Genomic DNA, 18,477 nt, shown 5'->3' with positions numbered 1-18,477 from the left:
TGTGGGTAAACGCTTATGGGGCCAGGCAATGCCGGATCAGGCGATATCCCGCAGCTCCCGCCGCAGGATTTTCCCCACAGGCGTCATCGGCAACGACTCACGCAGCACGATCTGCTTGGGAATCTTGTAGCCGGTGAAGTTCTCCTTGCAGTATGCCGTCAACTCCTCGCTGGTCAGCGTTGCATCCCTCGGCACCACGAACAGCTTCACAGCTTCGCCCGAACGGTCGTCCGGAACGCCGATCACCGCACAATTCGCCACTTTTGGATGCCGCGAGACCACGTCTTCGATCTCGTTCGGGTAGACGTTGAAGCCGGAGACGATGATCAGGTCCTTCTTGCGGTCCACGATGCGAATGAACCCGTCCGGGTCGATCACCGCGACGTCGCCGGTTTTCAGCCAGCCTTCGCTGTCCAGCACTTCGGCGGTGGCCTCCGGCTTGTTCCAGTAGCCGAGCATGATCTGCGGCCCCTTGAGGCACAGCTCGCCGCGCTCACCCACGGGCAGTTCGATGCCGTCGTCGCTGATGACTTTCGCCGTGGTGCCCGGCACCGGCATGCCCACCGTGCCCAGCCTGGACTGGTTGCCGTAGGGATTGGCGGTGGCGACGGGAGAGGTTTCGGTCAGGCCGTAGCCCTCGACGATCGGAGAGCCGGTCAGCTGCAGCCAGCGTTCGGCGGTGGCTTTGACCAGCGCAGTGCCGCCGGAATTGGTCAGCCGCAATGTTGAGAAATCCAGGTTCTTGAATTCGGGATGGTCCATCAGCGCCACGAACAGCGTGTTGAGGCCGAGCATCGCCGAGAACTTCCACTTCTTCAGCTCCTTGATGAAGCCGCCGATGTCCCGCGGGTTGGTGATCAGCAGGTTGTGATTGCCACTGACCATCATGCACATGCAATTACAGGTGAACGCATAGATGTGATAAAGCGGCAGCGGCGCCACCATGATTTCGCTGCCCTGCTTGAAGATCGGCAGCCCGTCGGGCCCATGCTGCAGCATGCAGGCATAGACCTGCTGCATGTTGGCGACCAGATTGCCGTGGGTCAGCATTGCGCCTTTCGGCGAACCGGTGGTGCCGCCGGTGTACTGCAATACAGCGACGTCATTCAGGGCTAACGGCACCTGCTGCAGACGATCGCCCTTGCCCAGTTTGAGCACACGTTTGAACGGGATCGCCTGGGGCAAGTGGTACGCGGGCACCAGTTTCTTGACCTTCTCGACCACCGTGTTGATCAGCCAGCCTTTGGCCGCCGACTGCATGTCGCCCATCTTCACTTCGATAAGGTACTGAATGTCTGTGTCCGGCAGCACTTCCTGCACGTTCTTGCCGAAGACGTTGAGATAGACCAATGCGCGCGCGCCGGAGTCCTTGAACTGATGGCGCATTTCCCGGGCGGTGTACAGCGGGTTGGTGTTGACGACGATCAGGCCGGCGCGCATGGCACCGAACACGGCGATAGGGTATTGGATCAGGTTGGGCATCTGCACGGCGATGCGGTCGCCGGGTTTGAGGTCAGTCTGCTGTTGCAGGTAACCGGCGAACGCCGCCGACTGGCGCTCAAGCTCTGCGTAGCTCAGGGTGACACCCATGTTGCTGTAAGCCGGCCGATCAGCGTACTGGCGGCAACTGCGCTCGAACACCTCGACCACCGATGTGTACGCCTGAAGGTCCACCTCAGAAAGAACGCCAGCGGGGCGCTTGTCGTTCCAGAATTCAGGTTGCATGTTGTTTTTATCCTCTTACCTGAGTGTGCTGGCCCCGTGGTATTTAAACGGGCGTTTGCCGGACGTTAGCAGCTATGGCATAGAAGGCAAATAGTCGTCGCGACGTCATCACCGCCGTGAATCTTGCGGGTACCCAGCCTGCCATCCGGCTACCGCTATACACTCAAGCGAAGCGCTCGCCACTGCGTTTTTTGAGACAACTTTTTACAAGGGCCAGGGAAACGCGATGGAACACGAAGCTTTTTGGCTGGACGCTCAAGATCACAGTCGCCTCTATGTGCATGCCTGGAGGCCGATGGGCAATGCCCGGGCGGTGATTCTGCTTTCCCACGGCATGGCTGAGCACGGCGGGCGCTATGACAGACTCGGCATGGCATTGATGCAGGCAGGTTTCGCTTTGTATGCCGCCGATCAGCGTGGCCACGGCCATTCGGCCTCGTATGGCACCCTGGGTCATTACGCCGATCAGGACGGCTGGAACAAAGTGGTCGGCGACCTCGCCACGCTGAAAGCGTCGATTGCAGTGCGCCATCCGGGCGTGCCGGTGTTCCTCCTCGGGCACAGCATGGGCAGTTACATCGCCCAAGGGTATTTGCTGCACCACAGCGCCAGTTTGCAGGGTGCGATCCTCAGCGGCTCGAATTACCATCCGGTCACGTTCTACCGCTCGGCGGCGCTGGTTGCCCGCATTGAGCGCTGGCGGCAAGGGGCGACCGGGCGCAGCGCATTGATCGAACACCTGTCGTTCGGCTCGTTCAACAAACGCTTCAAGCCCGTGCGCACCTGCTTCGACTGGCTCAACCGCGATCCGGCCGAAGTCGACGCGTACAGCAACGACCCTCTGTGCGGCTTTCGTTGCACCAATCAATTGTGGATGGACTTGCTTGGCGGCCTGCAGCAGATCAGCAAGCGTTCGAACCTGGCGCAGATCGATCCCGGACTGCCGGTCCTGATTATCGGTGGCGAATGTGATCCGGTGAGCGATGGCAAGCGTCTCACCCATCTGGCCGACGCTCTGAGCGGCACCGACCACCCGTTTGTTACGCTGAAGGTCTACCCGCAGGCGCGTCACGAGATTTTCCACGAGATCAATCGTGAAGAAGTCACCCGGGACCTGCTCGCCTGGCTTGAACAGGCGCTGCAGCAGCCAAGGCCGCGCCGCAGCGAATGACCCCGGTGGTTCATCTTTCCTAAATGTCACAGGACACCCCATGACCCAAGTCACCAACACGCCGTACGAAGCCCTTGAAGTCGGTCAGACGGCCAGCTACAGCAAAACCGTCGAAGAGCGTCACATCCAGCTGTTTGCCGAGATGTCCGGCGACCGCAACCCGGTGCACCTGGATGCCGAGTTCGCGGCCAAAAGCATGTTCAAGGATCGCATCGCCCACGGCATGTTCAGCGGCGCATTGATCAGCGCGGCGGTGGCCTGTGAACTGCCTGGCCCGGGGACGATTTACCTGGGCCAGCAGATGACCTTCCAGAAGCCGGTGAAGATCGGCGACACCTTGACCGTGCGCCTGGAAATCCTCGAGAAACTGCCGAAATTCCGCGTGCGCATCGCCACTCGCGTGTTCAACCAGAACGACGAACTGGTGGTGGATGGCGAGGCCGAGATCCTCGCGCCGCGCAAGCTCCAGACCGTAAGCCTGGCCGAGCTGCCACCCATCACCGTCGGCTGAGAGGGCTCTGTAGGAGCCGCCGGGGTGGCGCTCCACCTTGCTGGCGAACGCCTTTGTTCAGACACCGCTGTGCTGAATGACCCACCGCCATCGCGGGCAAGCGCGCTCCTACACAGATTCGCGTTAACGCTGAAACCTGCGCCGTGCACAAATGCGACTGGATTGGCGTTAACGCTGAAACCTGCGCCGTGCACAGATCCGTAGGAGCCGGCTTGCTGGCGAACGCATTTGTTCAGACGCTGCATGGGGGATGGCAAATCGGGTTCGCCCGCAAGCCGGCTCCTGCAGAGTGAATTGACGCGCGTCGGGAGATGCCGGCGCGCGCAGCGCATTCTTATTCCGTGTTCGACAGCCAACGCCGCCGCAATCAGCACGCAAAAAAAATGGGCAACCGAAGTTGCCCAAAATGCCTTGCGTGCTCTTTTTATAGAAGCCTCAGTGTCTGCCGCGCCGGGGTGAGTCCCGCCAGATGAACAGCCCAACGCCTGAATAAATCACCATCAACAGCCCCACCGTCATGACGCCGGCTATCACTGCGTGGTCGAGAAACATGCGCACTCCTTCTGCCCGAGCCTGTTTGATGGGTGCAGAGTAACCAGAGGGGTGGCGGGAGGAATTGACTCAGGTCAATGCCGGCGTGAATCGCAGACAACGGCCGGCAGACAGGGGACGAACGGAAGGCGGGCTCAGCGTTTTTTCGGTTTGCTCTTGGCTTTCTTCTTGCCCTTGCCCAGCGGCATGGCCTGCTCGAAAGCGCTTCGTACTTCGTTCAGGCGTTTGTCATTGAGGTCGTGAACACGCTTGGCGCGTTCGACGCTCAGGTCTACCAGTTTTTCGTCATCGCTCATGGCGTATCGCTCGTGAATAGCTGTTGCCGCCAATAATGCGCAATCGAAGCGGCGCTGACCAGCGCATCAGACTTTCAGGTCGACCCACAAACCCTGGCGCGGCTCGTCGTCGATGATCGGCACCACCGGGACAGTATTGTCGGCATTGAGGAAATCGCCGGGGATGGCCGGACCTTCTTCGAGATCAGGATGGCGGTCGGCCACGCGCCGGTCGCTGCGGCGACGTTGGTGGCGGCGTTGTTCTTCGCGCAGCAGCAATTCGGCCTGCTCGCGGTCACGTTCGCCCATGTCGATGTTGGTTTCGCTCGAACTCTTTTGAATCGGCGTTACCGGCGGGATGTCCGGGGTGGGTTTGACCGGGTCCAGCTGCGAAGTCACGGGGGCCGCGCTCAGTGGGATCAGCGGTGGCAGCATGGTAATGGTCTCCTGTTATCAAGCTGTCGGCTGCCGTTTCGTCGACTTGAGCCGATTCAAGCGCGAGTTTCGACTATGTTTTTCGCAGCAAGTGCCCGCCTCAGGCGCGCCACTCACCATATCAGGGCGTTTTTACAATGTGGCTTTGGCCTGGGCGCCTTGTTCCGTTAACATAGTCGGCTTTTTCAAGGCGGGAGTCAGGCAGCATGTCGCAGCAGTATCAACCGGGGCAACGCTGGATTAGCGACAGCGAAGCCGAGCTGGGTTTGGGCACCGTTCTGGCACAGGACGGCCGCTTGTTGACCGTGCTCTATCCGGCCACTGGCGACACGCGCCAGTATGCTTTGCGCAATGCGCCGCTGACGCGGGTGCGCTTCTCGCCGGGTGACACCATCACCCACTTCGAAAACTGGAAGATGACCGTCCGCGAAGTCGACGACGTCGACGGCCTGCTGGTCTACCACGGCCTCAACGCGCAAAACCAGCCCGTGACCCTGCCGGAAACCCAGCTGTCGAACTTCATCCAGTTCCGCCTGGCGACCGACCGCCTGTTCGCCGGGCAGATCGACCCCCTGCCGTGGTTCTCCCTGCGTTATCACACCCTCGAACACACCAGCCGCCAGCTGCAATCCTCGCTGTGGGGCCTGGGCGGCGTGCGCGCGCAACCGATCGCGCACCAGTTGCACATCGCCCGTGAAGTCGCCGACCGTATTGCGCCGCGCGTCTTGCTGGCGGACGAGGTGGGGCTGGGTAAAACCATCGAAGCGGGTCTGATCATCCACCGCCAGTTGCTGTCGGGCCGCGCCAACCGCGTGCTGATCCTGGTGCCGGAAAACCTGCAGCACCAGTGGCTGGTCGAAATGCGCCGCCGCTTCAACCTGCAGGTCGCGCTGTTCGACGCCGAACGCTTCATCGAGAGCGATGCCAGCAACCCGTTCGAAGACACACAACTGGCGCTGGTGTCGCTGGAATGGCTGGTTGAAGACGAGAAGGCCCAGGACGCGGTGTTTGCAGCGGGCTGGGACATGCTGGTCGTCGACGAGGCCCACCACCTGGTGTGGCACGAAGAAAAGGCCAGCCGCGAATACTCGCTGGTCGAGCAACTGGCCGAAGTCATTCCCGGCGTGCTGCTGCTGACCGCAACCCCCGAGCAGCTCGGTCAGGACAGCCACTTTGCCCGTCTGCGCCTGCTGGACCCGAACCGTTTTCACGACCTGCACGCCTTCCGCGCCGAGAGCGAAAACTATCGCCCGGTCGCCGAAGCCGTTCAGGAGCTGCTGGACAAAGGCACGCTGTCGCCCAAGGCGAACGAGACCATCCGTGGTTTCCTCGGCGCCGAAGCCGAGGCGCTGCTGACCGCTGTTGCCGCCGGCGACGCAGAAGCCAGTGCCCGCCTGATCCGTGAACTGCTTGACCGTCACGGCACCGGCCGCGTGCTGTTCCGCAACACCCGCGCCGCCGTGCAAGGGTTCCCGGAGCGCAAACTGCACCCGTATCCGCTGCCCTGCCCGGCTGAGTACCTGGAGCTGCCGATTGGCGAACACGCCGACCTGTACCCGGAAGTCAGCTTCCAGGCCCAGGGCGAAATCAGCGAAGAAGAACGCTGGTGGCGCTTCGATCCGCGCGTTGAATGGCTGATCGACACGCTGAAAATGCTCAAGCGCGTGAAGGTGCTGGTCATCTGCGCCCACGCCGAAACCGCGATGGACCTGGAAGACGCCCTGCGCGTGCGCTCCGGCATCCCGGCGACGGTCTTCCATGAAGGCATGAACATCCTCGAGCGTGACCGCGCGGCGGCGTACTTCGCCGACGAAGAGTTCGGCGCCCAGGTGCTGATCTGTTCGGAAATCGGCAGTGAAGGTCGCAACTTCCAGTTCTCCCATCATCTGGTGTTGTTCGACCTGCCTGCGCACCCGGACCTGCTGGAGCAGCGGATCGGTCGTCTGGACCGGATCGGCCAGAAGCACATCATCGAGCTGCACGTGCCGTATCTGGAAACCAGCCCGCAAGAGCGGCTGTTCCAGTGGTATCACGAAGCGCTCAACGCTTTCCTCAACACCTGCCCGACCGGCAACGCACTGCAACATACGTTCGGCCCGCGCCTGTTGCCGCAGCTGGAAGGCGGCGACGAGGACGACTGGCAGGCGCTGGTGACCGAGGCCCGCGACGAACGCGTGCGCCTTGAAAGCGAACTGCACACCGGCCGCGACCGTCTGCTGGAGCTGAATTCCGGCGGCGCGGGCGAAGGCGAGGCGCTGGTCGAAGCCATCCTTGAGCAGGACGATCAATTCACCCTGCCGATCTACATGGAAACCCTGTTCGACGCATTCGGCATCGACAGCGAGGACCACTCGGAGAACGCGCTGATCCTGCGGCCGAGCGAGAAGATGCTCGACGCCAGCTTCCCGCTGGGCGACGACGAAGGCGTGACCATCACCTACGACCGTAATCAGGCGCTGGCCCGCGAGGACATGCAGTTCATTACCTGGGAACACCCGATGGTGCAGGGCGGCATGGATCTGGTGCTGTCCGGCTCGATGGGCAACACCGCCGTGGCATTGATCAAGAACAAGGCGCTGAAACCCGGCACCGTGTTGCTGGAATTGCTCTACGTCAGTGAAGTGGTCGCGCCGCGCTCGCTGCAGCTGGGCCGTTACCTGCCGCCGGCAGCGCTGCGTTGCCTGCTGGACGGCAACGGCAACGACCTGTCGGGCCGCGTGTCCTTCGTTACCTTGAATGATCAGCTGGAAAGCGTGCCACGGGCCAGCGCCAACAAGTTCATTCAGGCCCAGCGCGACGTGCTCAACCCGCAAATCAACGCTGCTGAAAGCAAGATCGCGCCGAAGCACGCTGAACGTGTGGCGCAAGCCCAGCGAAGATTGGCGGCAGACACCGAAGAAGAGCTGGCGCGTTTGACGGCTCTGCAAGCGGTCAACCCGACTGTCCGCGACAGCGAACTGGCCGCGTTGCGCGAACAACGTGAGCAAGGCCTGGCCATGCTGGAAAAAGCCGCGCTGCGCCTCGAAGCAATCCGCGTGCTGGTAGCGGGATAAAAAGGTTCGCCGCGAATCCGCGGCGAAACCTGTAGGAGACCGCATTAACCTGATCCATAGGCGCAGCCGCTCAAGCCGCCGACGGCTTCACCTGTCGACCCACCACCGGCTCATCCGCCACCATCCCCTCGCGCATCCGCTGCGCATCGGCGCTGAAACACGTCGACGCCTTCACCAGAAACACCAGCGCGAAAAACAACGCCACCGGGATCAAATACATCGCATCGTGCAGCCCCACCGCCTTGAACGGTTCGGTCATCTGCTCGACCTGCGCGGCGTACAGGGCCGAGTGGGCGAAATGGTCCGACAGCAGGCCCACCACCACCGGCCCCAGCCCGCCGCCCAGCAGATACAAACCGGCAAAAAACAGCGCCATGGCCGTCGCACGCAGCCGGGGCTGGGCCACGTCCTGAATGGCGGTGTAGACGCAGGTGTAGAAGTTGTAAGAGAACAGCCAACCGAGGCTGAACACCCCGACGAACACGCCGATCTCGATGCGCCCGGCGTGCAGCGCATAACCGGTACACAGCGTCGCGACCACCATGCTCATCGCGGCAAACATCAGGCGGCCGTTGCTCCAGCGTTGATGCAGCTTGTCCGCCACCCAGCCGCCGACGGTCAGGCCAACGAGACCGGTCACGCCGACGATCATGCCGGTGGCCATTGCGGCTTCCTGCAAGGGCAGTAAAAAGTAGCGCTGCAGCATCGACACCATGAACGAGTTGCACGCGTACGTGGCGAAGTTGAACGCCAGACCGGCGAGCACCAGCCAGCGAAACGTCGGGATCGACAGTAAGCGGCGGATCGGCCGGTCGATTTTTTCCTGGGAAATGGCCACGCTTTCAGCGGCGCCCCGGGCCGGCTCGCGAATGAAGAACATGAACACGGCCAGCACCAGCCCCGGCACCGCGGCGATGAAGAACGGCGCGCGCCAGCTGCCGAACGCCTGGACCATCGCGCCGATGGTGAAGAACGCCAGCAGCAGCCCCAGCGGCAGGCCGAGCATGAAAATGCCCATGGCCCGGGCACGGCGGTGGGCCGGGAACAGGTCGCCGATCAACGAGTTGGCCGCGGGTGCATAGCTGGCCTCGCCGATCCCGACGCCCATGCGCACCAGCAGAAACGCCCAAAAGTTGCCGACCAGACCGTTTACCGCCGTCAGGCCGCTCCACACCGCCAGGCCCCAACCCATCAATTTGCGCCGCGAGCCGTTGTCGGCCATGCGACCCAAAGGCAGACCGGCCACTGCGTACACCAGCGTGAAGGCGGTGCCGATGATGCCGAGCTGAAAATCGCTCAGCGACCATTCCTTGCGAATGGGCTCGATGATGATCGCGGGGATCGTGCGGTCGAAGAAATTGAACAGGTTGGCCAGAAACAGCAGAAACAGAACGCGCCAGGCGTTCGCTGCCTGAGTCGATTGATCCATGAGTCGATCTCTTTTCTTGTTATTGATGACTGACGTCGGCGAGTGGACTGATCAAGTGGCTAGCGGTCTCGGTCTGCGAGGTTTGCGCGGTCCCCTGGTCTGTGGCGATAAACACATCCACGCCCAATCTGTGTAGTCCCCCGTCCGCCCCTTGTCTGCAAACATTCGCACCGCTGATACCCAGCCATGGGAACGCGGAGAGCCGGCCAGATCGATGCGTCGTACGACTGAAATCTCAGGCGCCCCGATCCTCGGGATATATTTCTCGTATCCACTTCCCAGCGCCCATGGGAAGCCTAGAATGAGCCGCAGATTGCCCCTCCTCTCCCCTCCGGTTTTAACTCATGTCCGATGTCAGTCCGTGTCTGAATTGTGGTGCCTGCTGCTCACAATTTCGCGTTTCGTTTTTCTGGGGAGAATGTGCATCGGCGGGAGGAACAGTGCCCGATGAGCTGGTGGAGAGCATCAGCGCGAGCCGCGTGGCAATGATCGGGACGGACTGTAAGTCGCCGCGGTGTGTTGCACTGGTGGGAGAAGTCGGCGTCAAGGTCAGCTGTTCTATCTATGAACAGCGCGCGACTACTTGCCGCGAATTCGATCCTGTCTGGGCAGATGGCGAGCACAACAGCCATTGCGACGCGGCACGGGCAGCCTTTGGTTTGCCGCCGGTTGTTCTCGTGGCAGCTTGAGTCGGAGCCGTGCAAATTCAACGAGAGATTTTGCTACCGGCGACACACTGGGAGTTACCGCCCTACCCACTTTGCCATCATCCGACGCACCATTATTGAGCAGCGGACAGCGTCACGCCCTTTCGTGGATCAACACCCAGGGCGCGACGACGACGGCCCACAGCGGCGGATCGCGCTCCAAAAGATCCAGAGCCTTTGATTCAGAGACCTTGCCGACCTCCCCGCTCGCTACCCATGCCGCCACCTGCGCCTCGCTGTTCTCGGCAAATGCCTGCGCCACGGCGATCAAATCCAGCGTCGGCTCGACCCACAACAGGGCACCCTTCGCAAAGAACGGTTGCAATTCTTTCCAGGTAATTGAAGCGGTTTCGCCAAGCAGTTTGGCATAGAGGGTGCTAGGTTCTTGCGTCATGGGTTTTCACCGTATTGGAAATCGGCGCAATGATAGCGCCGCCTTTCGTACCGACAAACCCGGATTCAAGTGATTGATTGCAGGGAAGTTCGCGTAAGCCAAACGGTTCGTCGCTCGATAGGGCAACGCAGCCGGCTTGATTGTGTATCTTTCTGTCGATTAAGCGACATCCACAGGTTTTGCCCCCCGCAGCCAGCTATTCAAGCGCTCGACCGGCGCTCTAAACTGTTCCGGTACAGTTGCTGGGGGTGCGGCCTGGAGATTCAATCCGGTCCTGCAGCTTTGGCCGTCAGGATTATAAAAACGACAACGCAAGAGTGGAGCATCATGACTAAGGGTATTAATCAGATTTCCAAGCTGTTTGCCGCACTGGTTCTGGCGGGGGTTGCCAGTCATTCGTTCGCAGCTGACACGATCAAGATCGGCATCGCCGGCCCGAAAACCGGTGCTGTGGCCCAATACGGCGACATGCAATTCAGCGGCGCCAAGATGGCCATCGAGCAGATCAACGCCAAAGGCGGCGTGGACGGCAAGAAGCTTGAAGCCGTTGAATACGATGATGCCTGCGACCCGAAACAAGCGGTCGCCGTCGCGAACAAAGTGGTCAACGACGGCGTCAAGTTCGTGGTCGGTCACCTGTGCTCCAGCTCCACTCAGCCTGCTTCCGACATCTACGAAGACGAAGGCATCATCATGGTGACTCCGGCTGCCACCAGCCCGGAAATCACTGCCCGTGGTTACAAACTGATTTTCCGCACCATCGGCCTGGACAGCGCCCAGGGCCCGGCCGCCGGCGACTACATCGCCAAGCAGGTCAAGCCTAAGATCGTTGCGGTCATCCACGACAAACAGCAATACGGTGAAGGCATCGCCACCGCCGTCAAGCAGACCCTGGAAAAAGACGGCGTGAAAGTCGCCCTGTTCGAAGGCATCAACGCCGGCGACAAAGACTTCTCCTCGCTGATCGCCAAGATGAAGCAAGCCAACGTCGACTTCGTCTACTACGGCGGCTACCACCCTGAGCTGGGTCTGATCCTGCGTCAGGCACAGGAAAAAGGCCTGAAAGCCGGTTTCATGGGTCCGGAGGGCGTGGGCAACGCGTCCATCTCGCAGATCGCTCAGGACGCGTCCGAAGGTCTGTTGGTGACCCTGCCGAAATCCTTCGACCAGGATCCTTCCAACAAAGCGCTGGTTGATGCATTCGCCGCGAAGAAAGAAGACCCGAGCGGTCCGTTCGTGTTCCCGGCCTACGCTGCCGTGGAAGTGATTGCCGACGCGATCAAGACCGCCAAGTCCGAAGACACCGCGAAAGTGGCCGCCGCCATTCACGCCGGCACCTTCAAAACCCCTACCGGCGATCTGACCTTTGACGCCAAGGGTGACTTGAAAGACTTCAAATTCGTCGTTTACACCTGGCACAAAGATGGCACCAAGACTGAAGCCCCTGTGAAATAACGCAGCCTTCATGCTTACCCGAAGCCCACTGCAACCGCAGTGGGCTTTGTTTTAGCTGGGCACCGAATTTCACAAGAATTCCGATCCCCGAACATCTTGAAACCGCACCAGTGAAACACTGGGCTCGTGCCGGACGCGGACGTAGATCACGACGCGCGAGCGGGAAAAGACTTCACCAGTGAAACACCAGGCAGGTTTTTAGGAGCACTCAGCAATGCCGATAGATCTCTATCACTTTCTTCAACAGCTGGTTAATGGTTTGACCATTGGCAGCACTTACGCCTTGATTGCCATTGGCTACACCATGGTTTACGGCATCATCGGCATGATCAACTTCGCCCACGGCGAGGTGTACATGATCGGGTCGTATGTGGCGTTTATCGCCCTGGCCGGTCTGACCATGCTTGGCCTGGACAGCCTGCCCCTGCTGATTACCGCAGCCTTCGTCGCCAGTATTGTGGTGACCAGCGCCTACGGGTATGCCATCGAGCGAGTTGCCTATCGCCCGTTGCGCGGCAGCAACCGTTTGATCCCTCTGATTTCCGCCATTGGCATGTCGATTTTCTTGCAGAACACCGTGCTGTTGTCGCAGGACTCAAAAGACAAGTCGATCCCCAACCTCATTCCCGGCAACTTCGTTTTCGGCCCCGGCAGCAACCATGAAGTGGTGATCTCGTACATGCAGATCCTCATCTTCGTCGTCACGCTGGTGGCCATGCTCGGTCTGACCTGGTTCATCTCCCGCTCTCGCCTGGGTCGCGCCTGCCGTGCCTGCGCCGAAGACATCAAGATGGCCAACCTGCTGGGGATCAACACCAACAACATCATTGCCCTGACCTTTGTCATCGGCGCCGCCCTGGCGGCGGTCGCGGCGGTCCTGCTGAGCATGCAGTACGGCGTGATCAACCCCAACGCCGGTTTCCTCGTCGGCATCAAAGCTTTCACCGCCGCGGTACTGGGCGGCATCGGCAGTATCCCGGGCGCGATGCTCGGCGGTCTGGTGCTGGGCATCGCCGAAGCCTTTGGCGCCGACATCTTTGGCGACCAGTACAAGGATGTGGTGGCGTTCGGTCTTCTCGTATTGGTGTTGTTGTTCCGGCCAACCGGCCTGCTCGGCCGTCCGGAGGTTGAAAAAGTATGACCAGGAATCTCAAATCGGCCCTCTTCAGCGCAGTGCTGGTGCTGGCCGTCGCTTACCCGATCCTCGGGCTCAAACTGGACATCGTCGGGATCAATCTCGCGGTGGTCGGCGCCAGCACCACGACCGTACTGGTGATTTTCGCCGCGGCGTTTCTGATGTTCCTGCGCGTGCTGTTCAACGAACAGATCAGCGCCATGTGGCGTTCGCGTCCGCAGAAACAGCTGATGTCCGACAAAACCAGCAACTTTCTGACCCTGCCGTCGACCCAACGCTGGTTCCTCGGCGCGCTGGTGATTGCTGCGCTGGTGTGGCCGTTCTTCGGCTCGCGCGGCGCGGTGGACATCGCGACCCTGATCCTGATCTACGTGATGCTCGGCCTGGGCCTGAACATCGTCGTCGGTCTGGCCGGGCTGCTCGATCTGGGCTATGTCGGCTTCTACGCCGTCGGCGCGTACACCTACGCCCTGCTGCAGCACTACTTCGGCTTCGGTTTCTGGATCTGCCTGCCGCTCGCGGGGCTGGCTTCGGCGACTTTCGGCTTCCTGCTGGGCTTCCCGGTCCTGCGCTTGCGCGGGGACTATCTGGCCATCGTGACACTGGGCTTCGGTGAAATCATTCGCCTGTTCCTGCGTAACCTGACCGACATCACCGGCGGCCCGAACGGCATCAGCAACATCGAAAAACCGACGCTGTTCGGCCTGTCGTTCGAGCGCAAGGCGGCTGAAGGTATGCAGACGTTCCACGAATATTTCGGCCTGCCCTACAACTCCATCAACAAGGTGATCTTTCTCTACCTGATCGCCCTGCTGCTGGCGCTGTTGGCGCTGTTCGTGATCAACCGGTTGTTGCGCATGCCCATCGGCCGCGCCTGGGAAGCCCTGCGTGAAGACGAAATCGCCTGCCGCGCGCTGGGCCTGAATCCGACCATCATCAAGCTGTCGGCCTTCACCCTGGGTGCTGCGTTCGCCGGTTTCGCCGGCAGTTTCTTCGCCGCGCGCCAAGGGCTGATCACGCCAGAGTCGTTCACCTTTCTCGAGTCGGCGATCATCCTCGCCATCGTGGTCCTGGGCGGCATGGGCTCGCAGCTGGGCGTGATCCTCGCCGCAGTCGTGATGATTCTGTTGCCTGAACTGCTTCGCGAATTCAGCGAATACCGGATGCTCGGCTTCGGCGCCTTGATGGTGCTGATGATGATCTGGCGTCCACAGGGCTTCCTGCCAATGCAGCGTCCCGTCATGAAACTCAAGGGGGAGCGCTGATGAGCCGTCCACTTCTGCAAGCGTCCGGCTTGTGCATGCGCTTTGGCGGTCTGCTGGCTGTCAACGGCGTCGGTCTGACCGTCAACGAGAAGCAGGTTGTGTCGATGATCGGCCCGAACGGCGCCGGCAAGACCACCGTGTTCAACTGCCTGACCGGCTTCTACAAGCCGACTTCCGGCACGATTCTGCTGGACGGCGAGCCGATCCAGGGCCTGGCCGGCCATGAAATCGCCCGTAAAGGCGTGGTGCGAACGTTCCAGAACGTGCGCCTGTTCAAGGAAATGACGGCGGTAGAAAACCTGCTGGTGGCCCAGCATCGCCACCTCAACACGAATTTCCTGTCCGGCCTGTTCAAGACTCCGGCGTACCGCAAAAGCGAGCGCGAGGCGATGGAGTACGCCGAGCATTGGCTGGAAGCGGTTGATCTGAAGGAGTTCGCCAACCGTCCTGCCGGCACGCTGGCGTACGGTCAGCAACGTCGTCTGGAAATCGCCCGCTGCATGATGACGCGCCCGCGCATCCTGATGCTCGACGAACCGGCGGCCGGTCTGAACCCGAAAGAAACCGAAGACTTGAAAGCGCTGATCGGCGTGTTGCGCAACGAGCACAACGCGACGGTGTTGCTGATCGAGCACGACATGAAGCTGGTCATGAGCATTTCCGACCACATCGTGGTGATCAATCAGGGCACGCCGCTGGCCGATGGCACGCCCGAGCAGATCCGTGACAATCCTGAAGTGATCAAAGCCTATCTGGGGGAAGCGTAAATGCTGCAGTTCGATAACGTTTCCACGTTTTACGGCAAGATCCAGGCATTGCACGGTGTCAGCATCGATGTTCAGCAGGGTGAGATTGTCACGCTGATTGGCGCCAATGGCGCGGGCAAATCGACGCTGTTGATGACGCTGTGCGGTTCGCCGCGCGCGCACAGTGGCAGCATCCGCTATATGGGTGAGGAGCTGGTGGGTCTGGAGTCGTCGGTGATCATGCGCAAGAGTATTGCGGTGGTGCCGGAGGGCCGTCGGGTGTTTGCGCGTCTGACGGTGGAGGAGAATCTGGCGATGGGCGGGTTCTTTACGGACAAGGACGATTATCAGGTGCAGATGGACAAGGTGCTTGAGTTGTTTCCGCGTCTGAAGGAGCGTTTCAATCAGCGCGGCGGGACGATGTCCGGCGGCGAGCAGCAGATGCTGGCGATCGGGCGTGCCTTGATGAGCAAGCCGAAGCTGTTGCTGCTGGATGAGCCTTCGCTGGGTCTGGCGCCGATTATTATTCAGCAGATTTTCGAGATTGTTGAGCAGTTGCGGCGGGATGGGGTGACGGTGTTTCTGGTGGAGCAGAATGCGAATCAGGCGTTGAAGATCGCTGATCGTGCGTATGTTCTGGAGAATGGCCGGGTGGTGATGCAGGGGTCTGGGGCGGAGTTGTTGGTTGATCCGAAAGTGCGGGATGCTTATCTCGGCGGTTGAATCTGAAGCAAGATCAAGAGCCTCGGCCTAACGGCCTCTTGTTTCGCCTTCGGCGAGTTACTTGGAAAAAGCCCCCCAAGTAACCAAGGGGGCTTGCTCTCGGTTGGGCTCCTCCTGCGTCGGAGTACCTTCACTCCGGTCTCGCTCCGTGGGCCCGCGCCGAACGGACATCCATGTCCTGACGGCGCTCTCGCCGCATCCATGCGGCTCGGCCCACTCCGCGAGACCTGCGTTCAGCCTGCACCCAAGTCGCGTTTGGCGTTGTTTGGGCTTTCTGCGTATGAAGATCAAAAGCACTGCGCAGATCAAAGGCTTCCCGGCTAAAGCCGGTCCTACAAGGGTCGCCGTCGTTCCCACTGACTACACGCGCAGCTTTTCGTGGGACCGGCTTTAGCCGGGAAGAGGCCAGTGGGTGCGCCATCAATTTTGAATGTTAAAACCTGCCTGATTGTTCCCTCGCTCCGCGTGGGAATGCATCCTGTGACGCTCCGCGTCAGCTCTGTTCTCGTCCGAACGACGGGAGCATTCACCGAACTGTCAAAGTTTCTCCAGCGCGGCAGTGCTGCGTTCGAACCATTTGGTCAGGTAATCGGCCATGACTTGTACCCGCCTCGGCAGTCGGCCTTCAAAAGGGTGGACCAGGTACAGGGACGAAACCGGCGTCTGGTAATCACGCAGCAACCAGTGCAATCGGCCGTCTTTCAATTCTTCATACACCATGTACGACGGCAGGCGGGCGATGCCGGCGCCAACCAGCGCGGCCTTTTTCAGGAGTCCGTAGTGGTTGCTGGCGAAGGTGCCGCGGACGTTGACGCGGGTCAGTTCGTGTTTTTGGTGGTAGGCCCACGATTCGCGGCCGGTGTAGTGGCTGTTGAGCAGGCATCGGTGGACGCGCAGTTCTTCCGGCGTCTGCGGGGTACCATTTTTGGCGAGGTACTCCGGGCTGGCGCAGGTCAGTTCCTGTAACGACAGCAACGGCTTGGCGACCAGGCGCTCGTCAATGCCCACGCTGGAACGAATGCCCAGGTCGAAGCCGTCCCGGCGCATGTCGCGGAAGTGGTTGTTGAGGTCCAGTTCCACCTGCACGTCGGGGTAGGTTTGGGCGAACTCGGTGAGCAGGCCTTCGAAGAAGGTTTCGCCCAAGGACACCGGCACGGTCAGGCGCACGGTGCCGATCAGGCTTTCGCTCAGGTAGGCCATGGCGTCGCGGACGCGGTCGCGTTGGGCCAGCAGCGCGCGGGCCTCGGGCAGGAGAATGGCGCCCGCCGAGGTCAGTGTCAGGCTGCGGGTGGTGCGATGGAGCAGCGTCACGCCGAAGTTTTTTTCCAGTTTGCTGATGCGCTTGGACAGTTGGCTGGTACTGGTGTCCAGCCATTGCGCGGCCAGGGTGAAGCTATTGGCCTCCACCAGCATCGCGAACGCGGCCAGGTCGTCCATTTCGCTCATGATTGTTTCCTTTCTGACAAACCGGGATTGCCGTTTAGCCCCTGTTTCGGTGGGAAAAGGCGACTCACACTGAGCGCCTGATCCATACCAGGAGAAACCGCATCATGAAAATTCTATTGATTGGCGCCAGTGGCACCATCGGCTCGGCGATCGAGAAAGAGTTGGCGCCACGCCACGAGATCGTTCGCATCGGCAGAACCGGCGCAGACGAGCACGTCGATATTAGTGACAGCGACTCGATCCGCAAACTATTCGAACGGACAGGCCCTTTCGACGCATTGATTTGCGCCGCCGGCAATGTCACCTTCGCGCCGCTCGGCGAGATGACGGCCGATTCCTTCGCGCTGGGGCTGCGCGACAAGCTGATGGGTCAGGTCAATCTGTTGCTGATCGGTCGGAAATTCGCCAACGACGGCGCCTCGTTCACCTTCACCACCGGCATCACCAGCATCGATCCGATTCGCACCGGGGCCTCTGCCAGCCTGGTCAACGGCGCCATCGACGCCTTCGTGCGCGCCGCCGCCATCGAGATGCCACGCGGCATGCGCGTCAATTCGGTCAGCCCCAATGTGCTGGTCGAAGCCATGGGCAGTTACGCGCCGTACTTCCGCGGCTTCAAGCCGGTTCCCGCAGCGGATGTAGCACTGGCGTACGCAAAAAGTGTCGAAGGGCTACAAACCGGACAGACGTATCACGTCGGCTAATCGCCCCTTGTGATGAGCGAGCAGGCTGAGTAACGTGGCGGCACTTGTCTGGAGACCGCCCCATGTCCGCTGCTCGTTCTGCCCTGATGTTCGCTTTGCTGCCCCTGTTTGCCGGCTGCCAATTGATGCCCATGTCTTCCGATGACAGCAAGGTGTCGACCGCCGGCATGATCCGCATGCAGGGCACCCTCAGCGGTGACGGCGGCAAGCTGTTCTTCGCCCCGTGCAACGAACAGCGCCGCTATGCAGTGACCGACAAGGGCAACACCGGCGTCTTGCAGGAAGCCGCTTCGGTGGTGGACAAGAATGGCAAGGCGTTCGCCGACGTACGCGGCAACTTCGTCGCGAGCAAGGCCCAAGGCAGTGACGGTCAGGCTGACATCTATCAGCTCTACCGCGTCGAGCGCCCAAGCGGTGCCTGCGAGGACCCCAACTTCAAGCGCCTGACGATTCATGCCAGCGGCAACGGTCCGAAGTGGAACCTCAACGCCAGCGGCAAGGGTCTGGTGCTTGAGCGTGAAGGCCAAGAGCCGTTCGCGGTGCCTTACATGGAAGAGCAGATGCCCGAGGGCCGCTTCAACCTGATCACCGACGCCAACAATCAACACGTCGAACTCTACGTCGCGCCGCTGCGCTGTGTGGACCCGTCGAACGGTTCGGTGCAGCACCTGACCGCCGAACTGCGGGTCAATGGCCAGGCTCAGCGCGGTTGCGCGTATTTCGGGGCGATGCGTAACGATTAACCGTTCAC

At 60.9% G+C, this 18,477-nt stretch carries 18 protein-coding genes; 11 read left to right on the top strand and 7 right to left on the bottom strand.

All coding sequences use genetic code 11. From position 1 onward, the window contains the following. Positions 1-36: 36 nt before the first annotated feature. On the bottom strand, positions 37-1,725 hold the full coding sequence (gene fadD2, locus L4G42_RS24745) for a long-chain-fatty-acid--CoA ligase FadD2 (RefSeq protein ID WP_237260013.1): 1,689 nt from the start codon (positions 1,723-1,725) through the stop codon (positions 37-39). Positions 1,726-1,951: 226 nt separating this feature from the next. Between fadD2 and L4G42_RS24740 the strand changes: the two genes are divergently transcribed. Both L4G42_RS24740 and L4G42_RS24735 read left to right on the top strand, forming a co-directional pair. Continuing rightward, entirely contained in the window at positions 1,952-2,896 is a 945-nt protein-coding gene (locus L4G42_RS24740; RefSeq protein WP_237254528.1) for an alpha/beta hydrolase, read from the top strand. 40 nt (positions 2,897-2,936) lie between these two features. Then, positions 2,937-3,407, top strand: a complete 471-nt coding sequence (locus L4G42_RS24735; protein ID WP_037012202.1) for a MaoC family dehydratase — start codon at positions 2,937-2,939, stop codon at positions 3,405-3,407. Positions 3,408-3,842: 435 nt separating this feature from the next. Here L4G42_RS24735 and ccoM read toward each other — a convergent pair whose 3' ends face one another. The 3 genes from ccoM to L4G42_RS24725 form a co-directional block, all read right to left on the bottom strand. Next, positions 3,843-3,959 carry a cytochrome c oxidase subunit CcoM gene (ccoM, locus tag L4G42_RS26155; RefSeq protein WP_336885906.1) on the bottom strand — a complete coding sequence of 39 codons (117 nt, stop codon included), beginning with the start codon at positions 3,957-3,959 and terminating at the stop codon, positions 3,843-3,845. 134 nt (positions 3,960-4,093) lie between these two features. Further along, positions 4,094-4,255 (bottom strand): hypothetical protein, encoded by a 162-nt coding sequence (locus tag L4G42_RS24730; protein ID WP_237254529.1) that lies wholly within the window; start codon positions 4,253-4,255, stop codon positions 4,094-4,096. Positions 4,256-4,321: 66 nt separating this feature from the next. Further along, positions 4,322-4,669 (bottom strand): aspartate-semialdehyde dehydrogenase, encoded by a 348-nt coding sequence (locus tag L4G42_RS24725; protein WP_237254530.1) that lies wholly within the window; start codon positions 4,667-4,669, stop codon positions 4,322-4,324. Positions 4,670-4,875: 206 nt separating this feature from the next. Between L4G42_RS24725 and rapA the strand changes: the two genes are divergently transcribed. Then, positions 4,876-7,722, top strand: coding sequence for an RNA polymerase-associated protein RapA (gene rapA / locus L4G42_RS24720; RefSeq protein ID WP_237254531.1), 2,847 nt, complete (start codon positions 4,876-4,878; stop codon positions 7,720-7,722). A gap of 70 nt (positions 7,723-7,792) precedes the next feature. On the opposite strand, the gene L4G42_RS24715 is transcribed toward rapA, so the two are convergent. Beyond that, entirely contained in the window at positions 7,793-9,151 is a 1,359-nt protein-coding gene (locus L4G42_RS24715; protein ID WP_237254532.1) for a spinster family MFS transporter, read from the bottom strand. 344 nt (positions 9,152-9,495) lie between these two features. Between L4G42_RS24715 and L4G42_RS24710 the strand changes: the two genes are divergently transcribed. Next, the gene (locus tag L4G42_RS24710; RefSeq protein WP_237254533.1) at positions 9,496-9,840 is read left to right on the top strand and encodes a YkgJ family cysteine cluster protein; all 345 of its coding nucleotides are present in this window, start codon (positions 9,496-9,498) and stop codon (positions 9,838-9,840) included. A gap of 112 nt (positions 9,841-9,952) precedes the next feature. On the opposite strand, the gene L4G42_RS24705 is transcribed toward L4G42_RS24710, so the two are convergent. After that, positions 9,953-10,252, bottom strand: a complete 300-nt coding sequence (locus L4G42_RS24705) for a DUF2288 domain-containing protein (protein ID WP_133777077.1) — start codon at positions 10,250-10,252, stop codon at positions 9,953-9,955. Between the two features lie 327 nt (positions 10,253-10,579). Between L4G42_RS24705 and L4G42_RS24700 the strand changes: the two genes are divergently transcribed. From L4G42_RS24700 to L4G42_RS24680, 5 genes are all read left to right on the top strand, one after another. Then, complete coding sequence (locus L4G42_RS24700) at positions 10,580-11,707, top strand: branched-chain amino acid ABC transporter substrate-binding protein (RefSeq protein WP_237254534.1); 1,128 nt, start codon at positions 10,580-10,582, stop codon at positions 11,705-11,707. A gap of 214 nt (positions 11,708-11,921) precedes the next feature. Continuing rightward, on the top strand, positions 11,922-12,848 hold the full coding sequence (gene livH / locus L4G42_RS24695; protein WP_237260014.1) for a high-affinity branched-chain amino acid ABC transporter permease LivH: 927 nt from the start codon (positions 11,922-11,924) through the stop codon (positions 12,846-12,848). After that, a complete protein-coding gene (locus L4G42_RS24690) occupies positions 12,845-14,107 on the top strand; it encodes a high-affinity branched-chain amino acid ABC transporter permease LivM (protein WP_237260015.1) in 1,263 nt (420 codons plus the stop codon). The genes livH and L4G42_RS24690 overlap by 4 nt, the downstream gene beginning before the upstream one ends. Then, entirely contained in the window at positions 14,107-14,874 is a 768-nt protein-coding gene (livG, locus tag L4G42_RS24685; protein WP_122536637.1) for a high-affinity branched-chain amino acid ABC transporter ATP-binding protein LivG, read from the top strand. The genes L4G42_RS24690 and livG overlap by 1 nt, the downstream gene beginning before the upstream one ends. Beyond that, complete coding sequence (locus L4G42_RS24680) at positions 14,875-15,576, top strand: ABC transporter ATP-binding protein (RefSeq protein ID WP_037012216.1); 702 nt, start codon at positions 14,875-14,877, stop codon at positions 15,574-15,576. Between the two features lie 537 nt (positions 15,577-16,113). Here L4G42_RS24680 and L4G42_RS24675 read toward each other — a convergent pair. Beyond that, entirely contained in the window at positions 16,114-17,022 is a 909-nt protein-coding gene (locus L4G42_RS24675; RefSeq protein ID WP_237260016.1) for a LysR family transcriptional regulator, read from the bottom strand. A gap of 104 nt (positions 17,023-17,126) precedes the next feature. On the opposite strand from L4G42_RS24675, the gene L4G42_RS24670 reads away from it, so the two are divergent. Together L4G42_RS24670 and L4G42_RS24665 are read left to right on the top strand one after the other, a co-directional pair. After that, a complete protein-coding gene (locus tag L4G42_RS24670) occupies positions 17,127-17,726 on the top strand; it encodes a short chain dehydrogenase (RefSeq protein ID WP_237254538.1) in 600 nt (199 codons plus the stop codon). A gap of 62 nt (positions 17,727-17,788) precedes the next feature. Then, complete coding sequence (locus L4G42_RS24665) at positions 17,789-18,469, top strand: hypothetical protein (protein WP_237254539.1); 681 nt, start codon at positions 17,789-17,791, stop codon at positions 18,467-18,469. Positions 18,470-18,477: the final 8 nt, after the last annotated feature.

The organism is Pseudomonas petrae (genome assembly GCF_021728295.1).
Classification (GTDB): domain Bacteria; phylum Pseudomonadota; class Gammaproteobacteria; order Pseudomonadales; family Pseudomonadaceae; genus Aquipseudomonas; species Aquipseudomonas petrae.
Note: the sequence above shows the minus strand (reverse complement) of the source record. Positions and strands in the feature narration are given on the sequence as shown.